The sequence below is a fragment of the Streptococcus pseudopneumoniae genome (genome assembly GCF_001076775.1).
GTDB classification, from domain to species: Bacteria; Bacillota; Bacilli; order Lactobacillales; family Streptococcaceae; genus Streptococcus; species Streptococcus pseudopneumoniae_G.
This window is the reverse complement of the sequence record NZ_JVGV01000018.1, coordinates 75,094-91,128: the sequence shown is the minus strand read 5'-3', so window position 1 is coordinate 91,128 and position 16,035 is coordinate 75,094. Positions and strand designations below refer to the sequence as shown.

The window sequence follows — 16,035 nt, the reverse complement described above, 5'->3', positions numbered from 1 at the left end:
ATTTATTGACAGATTAAAGAAATCGTGTTACAGTAATATCCGCAGGTATCTTTCGGTACCAAATCTACATGAAAGGATGGGGTATGAAACTTTCTCATTATTTAATTGGCTTACTTCTAGTCCTAGTCTTTCTCTCTATTAGCATTGGGACCAGTGATTTTTCATGGGGAAAGCTCTTTGCTTTCGACCAGCAGACCTGGCTTCTCTTTCAAGAGTCCCGTCTTCCAAGGACCATTAGCATTCTCCTGACTGCCTCTAGTATGAGTATGGCAGGACTTCTCATGCAGACTATCACTCAAAATCAGTTTGCTGCTCCGAGTACAGTTGGAACCACTGAAGCCGCCAAACTGGGAATGGTATTGAGCCTCTTTGTCTTTCCGTCGGCTAGTCTGACCCAAAAGATGCTCTTCGCTTTTGTTTCATCCATCGTATTCACCCTCTTCTTCCTAGCCTTTATGACCATTTTTACTGTAAAGGAAAGGTGGATGTTGCCTCTGATTGGGATCATCTATAGCGGGATTATCGGTTCTGTGACAGAAGTTATCGCCTATCGTTTCAATCTGGTTCAGAGTATGACTGCCTGGACCCAGGGCTCCTTCTCCATGATTCAGACCCATCAGTATGAATGGCTTTTCTTAGGCCTCATTATCCTGATAGCCGTTTGGAAATTATCCCAAACTTTTACCATCATGAATCTGGGCAAGGAAGCCAGTGAGAGTTTGGGGATTTCCTACTCCTTACTCGAAAAACTGGCTCTCTTTCTGGTGGCGCTAACGACTAGTGTCACCATGATTACCGTGGGTGGCTTGCCCTTTCTCGGAGTTATTGTCCCCAATCTTGTTCGCAAGCACTATGGAGATAATCTAAGTCAAACCAAACTCATCGTCGCTCTGGTTGGTGCCAATCTGGTCCTAGCCTGCGATATCCTATCCCGAGTTCTGATTCGGCCCTATGAGCTGTCTGTCAGCCTCTTGCTAGGAATCATCGGTAGCCTCGTCTTTATCCTACTTCTCTGGAGAGGGGGAAGAAAAGATGCAGTTTAAAAGTAAACATACTAAGCTCTTCTGGATTCTCATTATTCTGACCATCGGAGCTTGTCTCCTCTACTTTTGGCCCATTACTCACCTGTCAGCCTTTGCTTGGAAGTTGCGTTCCCAAAAGGTTATCGTTTATCTCTTGGTAGCCATCGCGACAGGGATTTCTACCATTAGTTTTCAAACCCTAACGGAAAATCGCTTCCTGACGCCAAGCATTTTGGGAATTGAATCCTTCTACGTCCTACTACAAACCCTACTACTGGTTTTTGAAAGTAAGTTTCTTCAACTCGGGAAGTCTCCTATTTTAGAATTCCTAGTCTTACTTCTACTTCAATCCCTCTTCTTTCTCGCCTTGCAAGGCTACTTGAAGACACTGATGAAGCAAGACCTTGTCTTCATTTTGTTGATATGTCTAGCCCTCGGAAGTCTCTTTCGAAATATCAGTACCTTCCTTCAGGTCCTGATGGATCCAAACGAATACGATAAACTGCAGAACAGTCTCTTTGCCTCCTTTCAACATCTCAACACTTCCATCCTAGCTATCGGTTCTCTGATTATCCTTGCTTTGACAATCTTTTTCTTTCGAAAAGCAGTCATTCTGGATGTCTTGCACCTGCAAAGAGAAACGGCTCAGATATTGGGGCTCAATGTTGAAAAAGAACAGAGAGAACTCCTCTGGGGTATCATGCTTTTGACCTCAACGGCCACTGCCTTGGTAGGGCCTATTGCCTTCTTCGGCTTTATGCTGGCTAACCTCACCTACCTGATTGTCAAAGACTATCGGCACAAGTTACTCTTTATCGTAGCCATTCTGGTTGGATTTATTAGCTTGACCTTGGGGCAAGCCCTGATTGAACGAGTCTTTGCGCTGGAAATTCGCATCAGTATGATTATCGAGAGTGTGGGTGGCTTCTTATTCTTTATCTTACTTTATAGGAGGGCGCGTCGGTGAAACTGGAAAACATTGACAAATCCATTCAAAAACAGGATATTTTGCAAGGTATTACGCTTGAAGTCAGTCCTCAGAAACTGACAGCCTTTATTGGCCCCAATGGTGCCGGAAAATCGACTCTCCTCTCCATCATGAGCAGATTGACCAAGAAAGATCAGGGAATTTTCAGTATCAAAGGCCGTGAAATCGAGAGCTGGAATTCGCAAGAACTGGCTCAAGAACTGACTATCCTAAAGCAGAAAATCAATTACCAAGCCAAATTGACTGTTGAAGAACTGGTCAGTTTTGGACGTTTTCCCTACAGTCGAGGTCGACTGAGAGCAGAAGACTGGGAAAAAATCCGAGAAACTCTGGACTATTTAGAACTGACCAACTTAAAAAACCGCTACATCGATAGCCTGTCTGGGGGACAACTCCAGCGGGTCTTTATCGCTATGGTACTGGCCCAGGATACAGACTTTATCTTGCTGGACGAACCACTCAACAATCTCGATATCAAGCAAAGCGTCAGCATGATGCAGATTCTTCGGAGACTAGTGGAAGAACTCGGTAAGACCATTATCATCGTCCTCCACGATATCAACATGGCCAGCCAGTATGCGGATGAAATTGTCGCCTTCAAGGACGGCCAAGTCTTTTGCAAGGGAAGGACAGATCAAATCATGCAGGCTGACCTGCTCAGTCAACTTTATGAGATTCCCATCACGCTGGCGGATATCAATGGCAAAAAGATTTGTATCTATAGCTAGCTATTCTGAACCCCTGTTAGAGAACCCTCTGTCTCTTAGCTAACAAACCTATCTAAGAGACTCCCTACATCGTTATCACATTTTAAAAAGGAGAAATCATGAAAACATCCCTTAAACTTTATCTCACTGCCCTAGCGGCCAGCTTCTTGCTCCTACTTGGTGCATGTAGTACAAACTCAAGCACTAGTAAGACGGAGTCAAGTAGCTCTGCTCCAACAGAGGTAACCATTAAAAGTTCACTAGGTGTAGTCACACTTTCAAAAGTCCCTGAAAAGATTGTGACCTTTGACCTCGGTGCTGCGGATACTATTCGCGCTTTAGGTTTTGAAAAGAATATCGTCGGAATGCCTACAAAAACTGTTCCGACTTATCTTAAAGACCTAGCTGGAAAAGTTAAAAATGTTGGTTCTATGGTTGAGCCAGACCTAGAAGCCCTTGCTGCTCTTGAACCAGATTTGATTATCGCTTCACCACGTACCCAAAAATTCGTAGATAAGTTCAACGAAATCGCTCCGACTGTTCTCTTCCAAGCAGGCAAAGATGACTACTGGACTTCTACCAAGGCTAATATCGAATCCCTAGCAAGCGCCTTCAGCGAAACAGGTACACAGAAAGCCAAGGAAGAATTGGCCAAACTTGACAAGAGCATTCAAGAAGTCGCAACTAAAAATGAAAGTTCTGACAAAAAAGCCCTTGCCATCCTCCTCAACGAGGGAAAAATGGCAGCCTTTGGTGCCCAATCTCGTTTCTCTTTCTTGTACCAAACCTTGAAATTCAAACCAACTGATACAAAATTTGAAGACTCACGCCACGGACAAGAAGTCAGCTTTGAAAGTGTCAAAGAAATCAATCCTGACATCCTCTTTGTTATCAACCGTACCCTTGCCATCGGTGGTGACAACTCTAGCAACGATGGTGTCCTAGAAAATGCCCTCATCGCTGAAACTCCTGCTGCTAAAAATGGCAAGATCATCCAACTAACACCAGACCTCTGGTATCTAAGCGGAGGCGGTCTAGAATCAACAAAACTCATGATTGAAGACGCACAAAAAGCTTTGAAATAAGTTGCTTCAAACTCAATCACATCTTTACATGATAAAACGCATCCTATCAGACTCACTCAAACCTGATAGGATGCGTTTTTATCATTTTGAAATCTGTTTGTCCAACCTCATTCCCCTTCTTGATTCCGTTTAAGGGCAAAATGGTCTGGGACGGGGTCCTTGCCTGTTTTCGACCAGGGATGGCAACGTAAAATCCGAGCCAAGCCCATCAAAACACCCTTGAAGCCATGTTTTTCAATAGCCTGAATCATGTAGTTGGAACAAGTCGGCTCAAAGCGACAAGAGGGTGGAAAGGCTGGTGAGATAAAACGTTGGTAAAAGCGCACAGGCGCTATTAAAATTCGTTTCATTATTTCTTGGTTACAGCCATGGTGTGTAGTTGGCTGATTTCTTTTTTATTAAGACGACGGGATTCTCCTGGACGGAGTCCTGTCAAGTCTAGATGTCCAAAACGAGTCCGTGACAACTTGTCCACTTGGAGACCGACAGCTTCAAACATCTTTTTAACCTGGTGGTTACGCCCTTCATGGATAGTCAACTGCACCACAGAGCGATTTTTGACTGGATCCACTTTAAGAATCTCATAGACAGCCGGCTTGGTTTTCTTACCATCAATCTCAAGTCCACGGGTCAAGGGGCGGAGATTATCCTTATTGGCCACACCTTTAACACGCGCGACATAAACCTTGTCAATCTCATTACGAGGGTGAATCATTTCATCCGTAAAATCTCCATCATTGGTCAAAATCAAGACTCCTGATGTATCCCAGTCCAAACGACCTACAGGGTAGATACGCTCTTTCACGTTGGGCAAGAGGTCAACAACAGTCTTGCGGCCCTTGTCATCTGTCACACTGGAAATGACACCGCGTGGTTTGTTAAGCAGATAATAGACCTTTTCTTCGTTGTAGATAGGTTGACCTTCAACTTCGACTTTGTCGCCTGACTTGATGGTGGTTGCTAGTTCACGTACCACTTGGCCGTTAACCGTCACCAAACCTTGCTTAATCAGCTCTTCTGCTTTTCTCCTACTGGCCACACCTGCGTGGGCAATATACTTATTGATTCTCATCTTCTTCTATCCTTTCACCAAATAATTGGCTTTCTTGGGCTTGAATCTCAAGCTCATCAATCACTGGTAATTCTTCCAAATGATTTATCCCCATGTAATCTAGGAAATAATCTGTAGTCACATAGAGGTTGGGGCGACCCAACACTTCTTTTTTCCCGTCTTCTCGTATCAAGTCAAAGGCCTGCAACTTTGCCAAGGCCCCACTCGAGTTGACTCCACGGATGGCATCAATCTCTATCCGTGTGATAGGCTGTTTGTAGGCAATGATGGACAAGGTCTCAAGGGCAGCCCGAGATAAACTCTGGTTGATAGGTGCCTTTGAATATTCTTTCAAAACCGCTGCAAATTGAGGCTTGGTCACCAATCTATAAGCGCCCCCTGTCTCAATCAGAGCCAAACTGGAATCTGGGTCCTTTTCATACTTCTGGGCTAATTTTTCTAAACTCTGTTGGATGCCTGTCGGTGGCAGAGAGAGGAGTTCAGCTAACTGGCGGACTCTAATCCCATCTTCACCCGCTACAAACAAGAGCGCTTCTATTTTTGCTAAAGTACTCATCTTTCCTCTCTATCAAGTCTAGCTTTGGGTCACTTGACTTTCTTCCTTCTTTTCCATGAGATAAATATCTCCGAAACTCTCCTCTTGCACGAGGATCAACTCCTGGGTTTTGATTAACTCTAGGGTTGCCAAAAAGAGGGTAATGACCTCTTGCACATTCTGGGCTTCCTTAAACAAATCCTGCAAGCGCAATTGATCTCGTCCAGTCAAGGACTCTTTCACGATAACCATCATGTCCTCAATCTTATACTCATCCCGCAAGATAGTCGTGTGATTCTGTGCAAACTCCTCTTTTTTCTTGGCTAGGATATTTGAAAAAGCCAAAAAGAGGTCAATGGTCGTCTTGTCATGCACAAGCTCCGCATCTTCGTAAATCAACTCTGTCGGCGCTTTGGAATAGTGCTGGGCCCGTTCTTGGTGCTTGGCTTCCAAATTCTCACCCAAGAGCTTGAACTTGCGGTATTCTTCGATTTGGGAAAGAAGATCCTGCTCTAGATCATCCTCCAAGTCTGTCACTTCTGCCACCTTTGGCAAGAGCTTGCGGCTCTTGATCAGCATGAGCTGACTGGCCATAACCATGTACTCACCCGTCACTTCCAGACGCATGGCCTGCAGGGTTGAGACATAAGCTAGATACTGTTCGATGACTTCTGTAATAGGCACATCGTAGATATCCATCTGGTACTTAGAAACCAGGTGCAAGAGCAAGTCCAGGGGCCCTTCAAAATCTTTTAATTTAATATCCATTATCTATATTTTTCTAAGGTCAGGACTGTTTTTAATCCTAATTTTTTTGCAATTTCGTACAAATCGACCTTGTTTTCAATTTGTCGTAGAATGAACTGTTCCCGCAAGGCTTGGGCTGATAAGGCTGGAAAACCTTTCTCCTTGACAAAAGCTTCTAACTGACGAAAGGCCCACTGACGGGAATAAGCTTTCCCTCCCCTTTCAAAGAGATAGGTCTGCCCCATCAAGGGTTCCAATTCTGAAAGCAAGGTCGTGGGAATGGTGACAATCCTCTGTTGGGAAGCCTTCTTGATTCGCAACACCTGAAAGTCCAGATTGATATCCGCAACCTTGAGAGCTAAAATCTCACTCGGCAAGAGGCCCATTTCTAGGATTAAGAGCGCTAGCAAGCGACCCTCTGGATAGTCGCTTTCCTGCCAAAAAGAGTCTAGGTCTAACAATTCTGGCTTTTCGGTCTTCTTTTCAGCTTGTTTAGCTAATTCCAAGCGGTAAAAGCTATCCACTTCTCCTTTTTGATAGAGAAAGTAGAGAAATTGGTTACAGGCCGAAATCTTTCGCTTCTGGGCGCTGATTTTTAGATTGGCTAACTGGGCTTGGTAAATCTTGAGACTAGTCTCAGAAATCCGCTCGCCTACAATGTCTAAAAATTGCTCCAGATCATACTTATAGGACTGCTTGGAATTGGCAGACAAGCCCTGCTTTTCCTCTAAAAAGTCTGAAATCCTATCTCTCATTTGCATCGAATTTCATAGTCCTTACTAAAGTCATGCAAAAGAGCATTGACAGCCTTGAGGATAGACTTACGCGTGATAATCCCTTGGAAAATCCCTTCTGCGTCCACAACAGGTAAAAAAGACTCATCTACCAGCTTGTGCAAGACCTCCGTAATGGTAAAATCTGGCGAAACAACCGCTACATTCCTTTTCGTCATATGAACGATATCCGTATCTGCCATGATTTCTTGACTCAAGTCATGCTCCATCTGATAAGCCATAATATCTCTGAGCCCAATCGTCCCAACAAACTGTTTTTCATCTGTCACAACAGGAACACGGGTATAGGTCATCTGACTGAGCAAGAGGGTCGCGTGATCCGCATTGTGAGTATCAATCAACACAGCTAGATTTTTAGCAGGAGTCAAAAAAGTTTCTTCTTGCCCCAACAAGAAAGTCTCAAACTCCTTGGCAATCATCGGCTAAACTCCTTGGACAAGCCTTGATACACCTCATGGTCTCGTGTCAAAAAGTCGACTTTGAAGTAACTATCATCAATCTCCACACGAGCATAAAGACATTCTCTGATGGTCCCACGTGGTTGACTGATGGAACCTGGATTTAGAAAGAGGGTCTTGCCTTCCATCCAAGCATTTGGCACATGCAAGTGACCATAGAGACAGATATCGGCCTCTTCTTCCTGAGCCCAGTAGTCCAACTTTTGAAAGTTGAAATTGATGTCAAACAAGTGACCATGGGTTTGGATAATCTTGGTCGAATCAAGCTCTGTCACCAAACGTTCTGGGTAGCCGGCGTAAAAGTCCATGTTCCCTTTAACAACACGGATGCCTTCCCAAAGGGGAGAATCAGGACGCAGTTCAGAATCGCCGTTATGAAAAACGGCATCAACTTTGCCCACATAGCGATTACGGATTTCTTCCACAATCAAGCTATCGCCATGGGAATCGCTCATTACAATGATGGTTTGCTTTGCCATGATGGAAATACCTCCAAAAGTTTTTTAACGGCTAAGGCACGGTGAGATTGGCTATTTTTTTCTTCAAGGGTTAATTCAGCTGATGATTTTCCTGTCTCTCCCACAAGGAAGAGAGGATCATAGCCAAAGCCATTTTCACCCTTGGGTTCAAAGTTAATGTAGCCAGGCCAGTCTGCTTCAACAACCAAACTTTCCTTGTTTGGACTGGCTACGACTAGGGTTGTATGGAATTGAGCCGAGCGGTCCTTGAGTTCAAAGACCATGGCCAATTCGTGCAAGAGCTTGGCATTGTTTTCACGGTCAGTAGCTCCCACTCCTGCGAAACGAGCTGACCAGACACCTGGCAAGCCACCAAGGACATCGACTTTGAGACCTGAATCATCTGCCAAAACCATCTTACCCGTTAATTGAGAAATGGTTTCTGCCTTGAGACGGGCATTTTCTTCGAAGGTCATGCCTGTTTCAGCTACTTCAGGCAGGTCAGGATAGTCATTGAGATTTTCCACATCGTAGCCTAGTTTGTCAAAGATCGCTCGGAATTCCTTGGTCTTGCCCTCGTTTCGAGTCGCAATCAATAAGGTTTCTCTGACCTTACTTGTCTCAAAGAAATCATGAACATTGACCCCTTCTTTAGGCAATGCTACATGCAGGAGTTGCCCATTTTCAATCAAGAGAAAAGCTCCCTGACGTTGGATGACTTCCAGATTTCGTCCCATTTCTTGGTTGAGGATATCTACCACAAAAGACAATAAACGGTAGAGAGAACCATAGCGTAAAATAGTAACTGAAAGCGGAAAACCTTGTTCCTCATCTCGAAATCTTTGGGCAAACTCAAATAGAGGAAAATCCAAGTCTTCATCAGTCAATGTCCGGACACCACCAAAAATACTATATGAGCCGACATACCAGTCCTGGTCATCCTTGTATTCATAAATTTTATTTGTCATAATTCTACATGCTCCACATGAATCTCTTTTTCAAGCCATTCTTCACCAATTTGTGCAAAACTTTGGCTGCTGGCTGTTGTGTAAAAACGGTGATTAAGTGGTCCAGCATCGCGACCACGATTGATTTCAAAATAATTAAGTAAGACTGAGATATCTCGTACGCACTCTGCCCCACTATCGATGAGCTGAACTTTTGGCCCCATGACATTTTGAATAATAGGTCTGAGCAGTGGATAATGGGTACAACCCAAAATCAGGCTATCCACCTTTCCAACCAAGGGACGCAGGGTTTCATAGACCACTTTCTTGGTAACACTGGTTGACAGGGCACCCGACTCCACCAAGGGAGCAAACTTGGGACAGGCCAAACTCTCCACCTGTAAGTCCGGATCCAGATCGTTGATTTTCTGGCGGTAGATGTCAGATTGTACTGTCATGGGCGTTCCAATAACTCCGATTTTCCCACCTTGACTGGACTTGATGGCTGCCGAAGCTCCTGGCAAAATCACACCCAAGACAGGAATATCTAGTTGAGCCTTGATTTCTTCCCAGACGACCGCAGTCGCAGTATTACAAGCAATGACAATCATTTTGACATCCTTGGTCAAAAGAAAGTTGACCAACTGCCAAGTATATTCACGAATTTGCTCAGCAGGACGGGGTCCGTAAGGCGCCCGTGCCGAATCTCCAATATAGACGATTTCTTCATGGGGAAGCTGGCGCATGAGCTCGCGCACAACGGTCAAGCCCCCGACACCCGAATCCAAAAAACCAATTGGTCGATTATCCATACAGTCTTCTTTCTAGTCTTTTTTCTGATTGATAGTTCATTATGATTATTGATCCTTATGAACTGAATGACAGCCTAATCAACAGCTATCTCTCTTAATCATAATCAAATATCAATAGAATGCAAGGAAAAAGTCTCATCCCTAAACCCTTAGCCAACATAGTGAGAAGTCTGGAACTTTCATCCCAGACTTTTCCTTATTTATTTTTTCTTTTTATTGTTAGCAAGGGCTGCCTTTTGTTGGCGGATGATTTGGTGGTAAACTTGTTGTACCTTGGCTTCGCTTGGTTTTTGACCATTTGCACTCAAAAGAGTACGAACTGCTTCAGCATTCAAACGTGGGTTGTCAGCGAATTCTTTTTCAATTTGCTTACGAACCAAGTACATTCCTCCAAGAGCTCCTCCTAGAAAAGCTAGCACAATCAATACAATTGCTAAAAGTAAATCCATCATTTTTCTCCTGTTTCTTTTTGAGTCTCTTTCATTATACCATAAACTAGCCACCCTGACCAGTTTGTTTTACGCTTTCAGGGATGGAATAAACAGCAAAAAGAACCCTGCTTTTCTGCGAAAGAGGGCTCCTTACTAAGTTTAATTTACATAAATAGCCAGCGTTTGATACGGTTTTAGTAGAATTTTTTCAGACACTTCTGCATCTTCATAGTTTGAAATCAAAATTTGTCCATTTTGGTAGGCTACTGGTAAATCGATTTCCACTTCTGTGGCATAAAAATTATTGAGCACTAGTAACTTTTGAGCCTCATACTGGCGTTCAAAAGCATAGACTTGTTTGCTATCTTCAAAGGCTGGTTTGTAACTTCCTTCTGAGATGATAGGCATTTCTTTACGAAGTCGAATCAAGTCTTGGTAGAAGGTGAAAATCGGACCTTGGATTTCATTTTCTACATTGATGTGAGGGTAGGATTTTCCTGCCTTGAGGCAAGGAGTACCTGCTGTGAAGCCTGCATTTTCCGAAGAATCCCACTGCATGGGAATTCGTGAATTATCACGCGACTTAGCCTGAATAATCTGGAAGGCTTCTTCCTGACTCTTCCCTTCTTCTAAGAGCATCTGATAAGCATTGAGCGATTCGACATCCACATAATTATCCATAGAATCATAGTCTGGGTCAATCATCCCGATTTCCTCGCCCATATAAATATAAGGTGTTCCACGAGAATTTCTATTTGTAGATTTTGCAAAGCGTAAGAAATAAAAGACTGAGACACCAGATCTCAGCCTTTTTCTTTATCCCAAAACCAATTCATCACTGACCAAACTTTGGCCACTATTTTTCTGGAAGAGATGCATGAGGTCTTCAACCGTCAGATGCTTTTTCTCCTCTCCCTTGACATCCACCACTATCTTGCCTTGATAGAGCATAATGAGACGATTTCCGTACTCAATCGCATGGTTCATATCGTGGGTAATCATCAAAGTCGTCAACTGATGGTGTTCCACAATCTTTTGCGTCAAATCCATCACCATTTGACTAGTTTTCGGGTCAAGTGCCGCAGTATGTTCATCCAAAAGCAAAAGTTTGGGTTTCACCAGAGCTGCCATGACTAGGGTCAAGGCCTGTCTTTGGCCTCCTGAGAGATATTGAGTATCTACTTTTAAGCGGTTTTCAAGACCAATATTCAACTCCTTCAAGGCCTCTTGGAACTGGATTCTATCCTTCTCCTTCACGCCCCAACCAAGCCCTCTCTTCTGCCCGCGTCTCAAGGCAATAGCCATATTCTCCTCAATCGTCAAACGAGAAGCTGTTCCCATCTTAGGATCTTGAAAAACACGGGCAATATCCTTGGCTCTCTTTCTTACACTAAGATTTTTAATGGATTTGCCTGCCAATAAAAGGTCCCCTTCATCCACCGATAGATTGCCAGCCAAGATATTCATCAAAGTGGATTTCCCTGCTCCATTTCCACCAATCACAGAGATAAAATCTCCCTCTTCAACCTCTAAGTCTAATCCTTTGAGGACATGGTTCTCATTGACCGTCCCTGCTTCAAAGGTTTTGTGAATATTTTCAAGTGTTAACAAACTTGCCATAACTTTCTCCTCCTATTCATTTCTCAGTTTCAAACCACGAATCTTTAATCTCTTTTGCAGTTCTGGTGCAAATAACACTAAGGCTAGCAAGATTGCATTAAAGAGACGTACCAGGTTTTGATCTAGATTTGGAATTTCATAGATATTTAAAATAATCAAACGGTAAACAATGGCACCGATTCCGATAGATAACAAGCGACCTCCAATGGTCAAGTCGTGTATCAAAACTTCTGCAATAATAACTGCACTCAAACCAACAACGATGGTTCCTGTCCCAGAGGTTACGTCTGAAAATCCATCATTTTGAGCGAACAAGGAACCACACAGGGCAATCAAACCATTTGAAATCATGTAACCAACAATCTTCATGGTGTCTACATTGACCCCATTAGCCTCACTCATCGGAATATTGTCCCCAGTCGAACGCAAGACCAATCCAATCTCCGTTTTCATCAAAAGAGTCAAGACCAAACAAACAAGTAGGAGACAGGCCAAACTGAATGAGAAAACAGCTTCTTCATTTGTCAGCCCCAAGCTCGCCAATTGTTTAAAGACAGTTGAAGAATCTCCCAAGGAAAGGTTGGGCACACTGCCCATGATTTTAATATTGATTGAATAAAGCCCTGTCAAGGTCACAATCCCTGTCAAGAGAGCTGGGATTTTCATCTTGGTGTGGAGCATTCCTGATACAAGACCAGCTACCATACCTGCCAGCAAAGCAAGTAAGGTCGCAATCCAAGGATTTGTCCCTGCCTGTATCTGCGATACAACGACAGCTGCCCCCAAAGGAAAGGCTCCTTCAGCAGTCATATCCGCAATATCCAAAATACGGAAAGTCAAGTAAACTCCAATGGCCATAATCGACCACAACAAACCTTCTGATAAACTAGATAATACAAAACTCATCTTAAACCTCCCTATTCCTTGCTTTCCAACTTACTAATATCAATTCCTAGTGCATCTGCCATTTCTTGATTGGTATGCAATTCCAGTTTTTCAGGCAACTCAACTGCTATATTTTCTGGTTTCTCACCTTTTAAGACACGAATCAACATGCGGGCTGTCTGCCGTCCCAATTCTTCATAATTGGTACCGTAGTTATACAAACCACCAACCGCAATCATTTCCGTTGAGCCACCGAATACTGGAACCTTGTGTTTAATAGAAACCTGCTTAACTGTTTCCATGGTTGACGAAATGATATTGTCCGTTGGTACAAAAACCATATCCACTTCTGCCATCAAGCTTTCTGCTGCCGCCTTGACGTTGTTACTGTCCAAGATTGTTTTTTCAACAACGGTAAAGCCTTTTTCTTCCAGAAGGCGCTTAGCTTCATCCTTTTGGACAACTGAGTTTGGCTCGCTCTGAGTATAGAGGATTCCAATCGTTTTAGCCTTTGGTAGAACTTTCTTTATCAAATTGATTTGGGTTGAAATGGCATCTGATGACTGGTCACTTGTCCCAGTTACATTGCCCCCAGGATGCTCTCTTGACTCAACCAACTTGGCGCTGACAGGATCTGTTACCGCTGAAAAGATAACCGGTGTCGTTTGTGTTGTATTGGCCAAACTCTGAGCAGAAGGCGTTGCGATGGCTAGAACGACATCACTAGATTCTGCTAGTTGCTGGGAAATCGTTTTTAGGTTTCGTTGTTCTCCCTGTGCATTTTGCAAATCAATCTCGATATTTTTCCCCTCAACATAGCCTTGCTTAGCCAACTCATCCACAAAACCTTCTCTAGTAGCGTCCAAAGATTGATGAGTAATAAATTGCGAAATACCGATACGAAAAACATCTTTTTTCTTATCTGCCTTCAACTGATGCAAACTGATCAGAGAGGTCAAGAGGATACCCACTACCAAGAGAGGGGCTAGTAATTTTCGAACAACTTTCATAATGAAACTCCTTCTCAGAAAAGATAAAACAAAAAACCGCCTAGATACTATCTAAACGGATGCTTGAAATAATCTAACAAGTTACAACTTAGCTAGTCCATTTAGATATTCATCTATATGGACCACAATCAAAAATCTTAGCCACATAGATACAAACAAATTGCTTGAACTGTTTGCATCCATGGTGACATGTCTACAAACACTATCTAAAGTAGCTAAAGTAAAAGTTTTGATTCATAGTTACAGCTTGTCTTTTGTTCATTTCTTTTTCTGCTTTCTTTTTTTGATGTTTCCTATCTTACCACCTTTTTCATTAGCTGTCAAGAATATTTCAGAATTTTTTAAAATTTTTCGAAAATTCTTTCGAAAACTCTTTCAAAGTTTTTTCAAATCAGTCCAACAAAAAAAGGTTTATAATTTCCATAAAAGTTGACATGGAAATTATAAAACCATTATTAGTTTAACCCTTGTTGGTAACGCGCCAATTCGGCTTGGTTAGCCCAAACATAGTGACCTGGACGGATTTCTACCATAGATGGCTTATCAGTCTCATAGTCGTGTTGATCTGGATCATATACTTTCAAGACCTTCTTACGTTCCAAGATTGGGTCTGGGATTGGTACCGCTGAAAGCAAGGCTTGAGTATATGGATGAATTGGATTGTTAAACAATTCTTCTGTTTCTGCAACCTCTACAATAACACCCTTGTAAATAACCGCGATACGATCTGAAATAAAACGAACGACAGACAAGTCATGGGCGATAAAGAGATAGGTCAAGCCAAGTTCTTTTTGGAATTTTTTGAGCAAGTTCAAGACTTGGGCACGCACAGAAACGTCCAAGGCTGAAATGGGCTCATCCGCAATAACAAAGTCTGGTTGCATGACCAAGGCACGGGCAATACCGATACGTTGACGTTGACCACCTGAGAATTCATGAGGGTAACGAGTCAAGTGCTCAGCAAGAAGACCTACTTCACGGATAATATTTTGAACTTTCTCTTTACGTTCTTCTTCATCCTTGAACAGATGATGATTGTAAAGACCTTCAGAAATAATATAATCAACAGTCGCACGTTCATTCAAACTTGCGGCAGGGTCTTGGAAAATCATCTGGATACGACGAATCAATTCCGCAGCTTGTTCACGCGATTTCTTACCATTAATCTTTTGACCATCAAAAATGATATCACCATTACTTGTATCATTTAGACCGATTATCGCACGACCAATAGTTGTTTTCCCACTACCTGACTCACCTACAAGCGAGAACGTTTCTCCCTTGTTGATAAAGAAGTTAGCATTTTTAACTGCGACAAACTTCTTACTTCCTTCACCGAAGGAAATTTCTAAATCTTTGATTTCTACTAATTTTTCAGACATTTCCTTCCTCCTAGTCAGCCAGATGGGCAAATCCCATTTTTTCACGGATCTTATCATGGAGATTTGCAATCACAGCTGGTTTTTCTACTTTTGGAGCATCCTCATGAAGTAGCCAAGTTTTAGCCCAATGTGTCTCTGATACTGAGAATTGAGGAGCTTTTTGTTCAAAGTCAATCTGCATTGCATAGTCAGAACGCAAGGCAAAGGCATCCCCTTTCAGGTCAGTATAAAGTGACGGAGGTGTTCCTGGGATTGAGTAAAGATCCCCTTTATCATCAGCAAGCTGAGGCAAGCTAGACAAGAGACTCCATGTATATGGATGGCGAGGGTCATAGAAGACTTCCTCAACAGTTCCATACTCAACGATTTCTCCCGCATACATAACTGCTACCTTATCCGCAATACTTGCTACCACACCAAGGTCATGGGTGATAAAGATTGTTGTGAAATGGTACTCGTTTTGTAAAGATTTTAGCAAATCAATAATCTGTGCTTGGATGGTTACATCCAAGGCAGTTGTTGGCTCATCACAGATCAAGACATCAGGTCGGCAGGCAAGGGCAATAGCAATAACGATACGTTGACGCATCCCTCCAGAATATTGGAATGGGTATTCATCAAAACGTCTATCTGCATCTGGAATCCCAACCTTATTCATGTAGTCAATCGCCAATTCTTTCGCTTCTTTAGCTGTTTTGCCTTGGTGTTTTACAATAACTTCTGTAATCTGACTACCAATTGTTTTAATTGGGTCCAAACTAGTCATTGGATCTTGGAAGATAGTCGCAATCTTAGCACCACGAATTTGTTCCCAATCCTTGTGAGAAGACAAGGCTGTCAAGTCCTGACCACGGTAGTCAATACTTCCTTGGGCAATGCGACCATTTTCTTCAAGCATACCTGTGAAAGTCTTTGTCAAAACAGATTTCCCTGATCCTGACTCACCTACCAAGGCTAATACTTCTCCTTCAACTAGTTCAAGGGAAACGCCGCGAATGGCTGTCAATACTTTGTCACGAACGTCAAATTCCACGACAATATCGCGAGCAGTCAAAATTACATTTTTTTCTTTTGTCATTTCT

Annotated in this window: 19 protein-coding genes and 1 pseudogene; 4 read left to right on the top strand and 16 right to left on the bottom strand. The window is 42.9% G+C overall.

Going from position 1 to position 16,035, the window contains the following annotated elements; genetic code table 11:
* Positions 1–83: 83 nt before the first annotated feature.
* The 4 genes from ADJ60_RS04760 (at position 84) to ADJ60_RS04745 (ending at position 3,802) form a co-directional block, all read left to right on the top strand.
* Positions 84–1,043 (top strand): ABC transporter permease, encoded by a 960-nt coding sequence (locus ADJ60_RS04760; protein WP_049543767.1) that lies wholly within the window; start codon positions 84–86, stop codon positions 1,041–1,043.
* Entirely contained in the window at positions 1,033–1,989 is a 957-nt protein-coding gene (locus tag ADJ60_RS04755) for an iron chelate uptake ABC transporter family permease subunit (RefSeq protein ID WP_049543765.1), read from the top strand. The genes ADJ60_RS04760 and ADJ60_RS04755 overlap by 11 nt, the downstream gene beginning before the upstream one ends.
* Entirely contained in the window at positions 1,986–2,738 is a 753-nt protein-coding gene (locus ADJ60_RS04750) for an ABC transporter ATP-binding protein (RefSeq protein ID WP_049543755.1), read from the top strand. Before ADJ60_RS04755 ends, ADJ60_RS04750 begins: the two co-directional genes overlap by 4 nt.
* 98 nt (positions 2,739–2,836) lie before the next feature.
* Entirely contained in the window at positions 2,837–3,802 is a 966-nt protein-coding gene (locus ADJ60_RS04745) for a siderophore ABC transporter substrate-binding protein (protein WP_049543753.1), read from the top strand.
* A gap of 107 nt (positions 3,803–3,909) precedes the next feature.
* Here ADJ60_RS04745 and yidD read toward each other — a convergent pair whose 3' ends face one another.
* The 16 genes and pseudogenes from yidD to ADJ60_RS04665 all read right to left on the bottom strand — a co-directional run bounded on the left by yidD (position 3,910) and on the right by ADJ60_RS04665 (position 16,031).
* Positions 3,910–4,152, bottom strand: coding sequence for a membrane protein insertion efficiency factor YidD (gene yidD / locus ADJ60_RS04740; RefSeq protein WP_049543751.1), 243 nt, complete (start codon positions 4,150–4,152; stop codon positions 3,910–3,912).
* Complete coding sequence (locus ADJ60_RS04735; protein WP_001222228.1) at positions 4,152–4,874, bottom strand: pseudouridine synthase; 723 nt, start codon at positions 4,872–4,874, stop codon at positions 4,152–4,154. The genes yidD and ADJ60_RS04735 overlap by 1 nt, the downstream gene beginning before the upstream one ends.
* Positions 4,861–5,430 (bottom strand): SMC-Scp complex subunit ScpB, encoded by a 570-nt coding sequence (gene scpB / locus ADJ60_RS04730; RefSeq protein ID WP_049543749.1) that lies wholly within the window; start codon positions 5,428–5,430, stop codon positions 4,861–4,863. The genes ADJ60_RS04735 and scpB overlap by 14 nt, the downstream gene beginning before the upstream one ends.
* Before the next feature lie 18 nt (positions 5,431–5,448).
* Positions 5,449–6,177: a segregation/condensation protein A gene (locus ADJ60_RS04725; protein WP_049543747.1), complete on the bottom strand. Its 729-nt coding sequence runs from the start codon at positions 6,175–6,177 to the stop codon at positions 5,449–5,451.
* A complete protein-coding gene (xerD, locus tag ADJ60_RS04720; protein ID WP_342585572.1) occupies positions 6,177–6,911 on the bottom strand; it encodes a site-specific tyrosine recombinase XerD in 735 nt (244 codons plus the stop codon). The genes ADJ60_RS04725 and xerD overlap by 1 nt, the downstream gene beginning before the upstream one ends.
* Positions 6,908–7,369: a cyclic-di-AMP-binding protein CbpB gene (gene cbpB / locus ADJ60_RS04715; RefSeq protein ID WP_049543743.1), complete on the bottom strand. Its 462-nt coding sequence runs from the start codon at positions 7,367–7,369 to the stop codon at positions 6,908–6,910. The genes xerD and cbpB overlap by 4 nt, the downstream gene beginning before the upstream one ends.
* Entirely contained in the window at positions 7,366–7,887 is a 522-nt protein-coding gene (locus ADJ60_RS04710; protein ID WP_049543741.1) for a metallophosphoesterase, read from the bottom strand. The genes cbpB and ADJ60_RS04710 overlap by 4 nt, the downstream gene beginning before the upstream one ends.
* A complete protein-coding gene (locus ADJ60_RS04705) occupies positions 7,863–8,834 on the bottom strand; it encodes a nucleoside-triphosphate diphosphatase (protein WP_049543740.1) in 972 nt (323 codons plus the stop codon). Before ADJ60_RS04705 ends, ADJ60_RS04710 begins: the two co-directional genes overlap by 25 nt.
* Positions 8,831–9,625 carry a glutamate racemase gene (gene racE, locus ADJ60_RS04700; RefSeq protein WP_049543738.1) on the bottom strand — a complete coding sequence of 265 codons (795 nt, stop codon included), beginning with the start codon at positions 9,623–9,625 and terminating at the stop codon, positions 8,831–8,833. Before racE ends, ADJ60_RS04705 begins: the two co-directional genes overlap by 4 nt.
* A 200-nt stretch (positions 9,626–9,825) precedes the next feature.
* Complete coding sequence (locus ADJ60_RS04695; protein ID WP_000364990.1) at positions 9,826–10,074, bottom strand: YneF family protein; 249 nt, start codon at positions 10,072–10,074, stop codon at positions 9,826–9,828.
* Between the two features lie 141 nt (positions 10,075–10,215).
* Positions 10,216–10,803, bottom strand: a pseudogene (locus ADJ60_RS04690) (alpha-glucosidase C-terminal domain-containing protein); the annotation flags it as partial.
* 69 nt (positions 10,804–10,872) lie between these two features.
* Complete coding sequence (locus ADJ60_RS04685) at positions 10,873–11,676, bottom strand: ABC transporter ATP-binding protein (RefSeq protein WP_000157661.1); 804 nt, start codon at positions 11,674–11,676, stop codon at positions 10,873–10,875.
* A gap of 12 nt (positions 11,677–11,688) precedes the next feature.
* A complete protein-coding gene (locus ADJ60_RS04680) occupies positions 11,689–12,582 on the bottom strand; it encodes an ABC transporter permease (protein ID WP_000011439.1) in 894 nt (297 codons plus the stop codon).
* 11 nt (positions 12,583–12,593) lie between these two features.
* Entirely contained in the window at positions 12,594–13,571 is a 978-nt protein-coding gene (locus tag ADJ60_RS04675; protein ID WP_049543735.1) for an ABC transporter substrate-binding protein, read from the bottom strand.
* 455 nt (positions 13,572–14,026) lie between these two features.
* Positions 14,027–14,953 (bottom strand): ATP-binding cassette domain-containing protein, encoded by a 927-nt coding sequence (locus ADJ60_RS04670; protein ID WP_001291285.1) that lies wholly within the window; start codon positions 14,951–14,953, stop codon positions 14,027–14,029.
* Between the two features lie 10 nt (positions 14,954–14,963).
* Positions 14,964–16,031: an ABC transporter ATP-binding protein gene (locus ADJ60_RS04665; protein ID WP_000159550.1), complete on the bottom strand. Its 1,068-nt coding sequence runs from the start codon at positions 16,029–16,031 to the stop codon at positions 14,964–14,966.
* Positions 16,032–16,035: the final 4 nt, after the last annotated feature.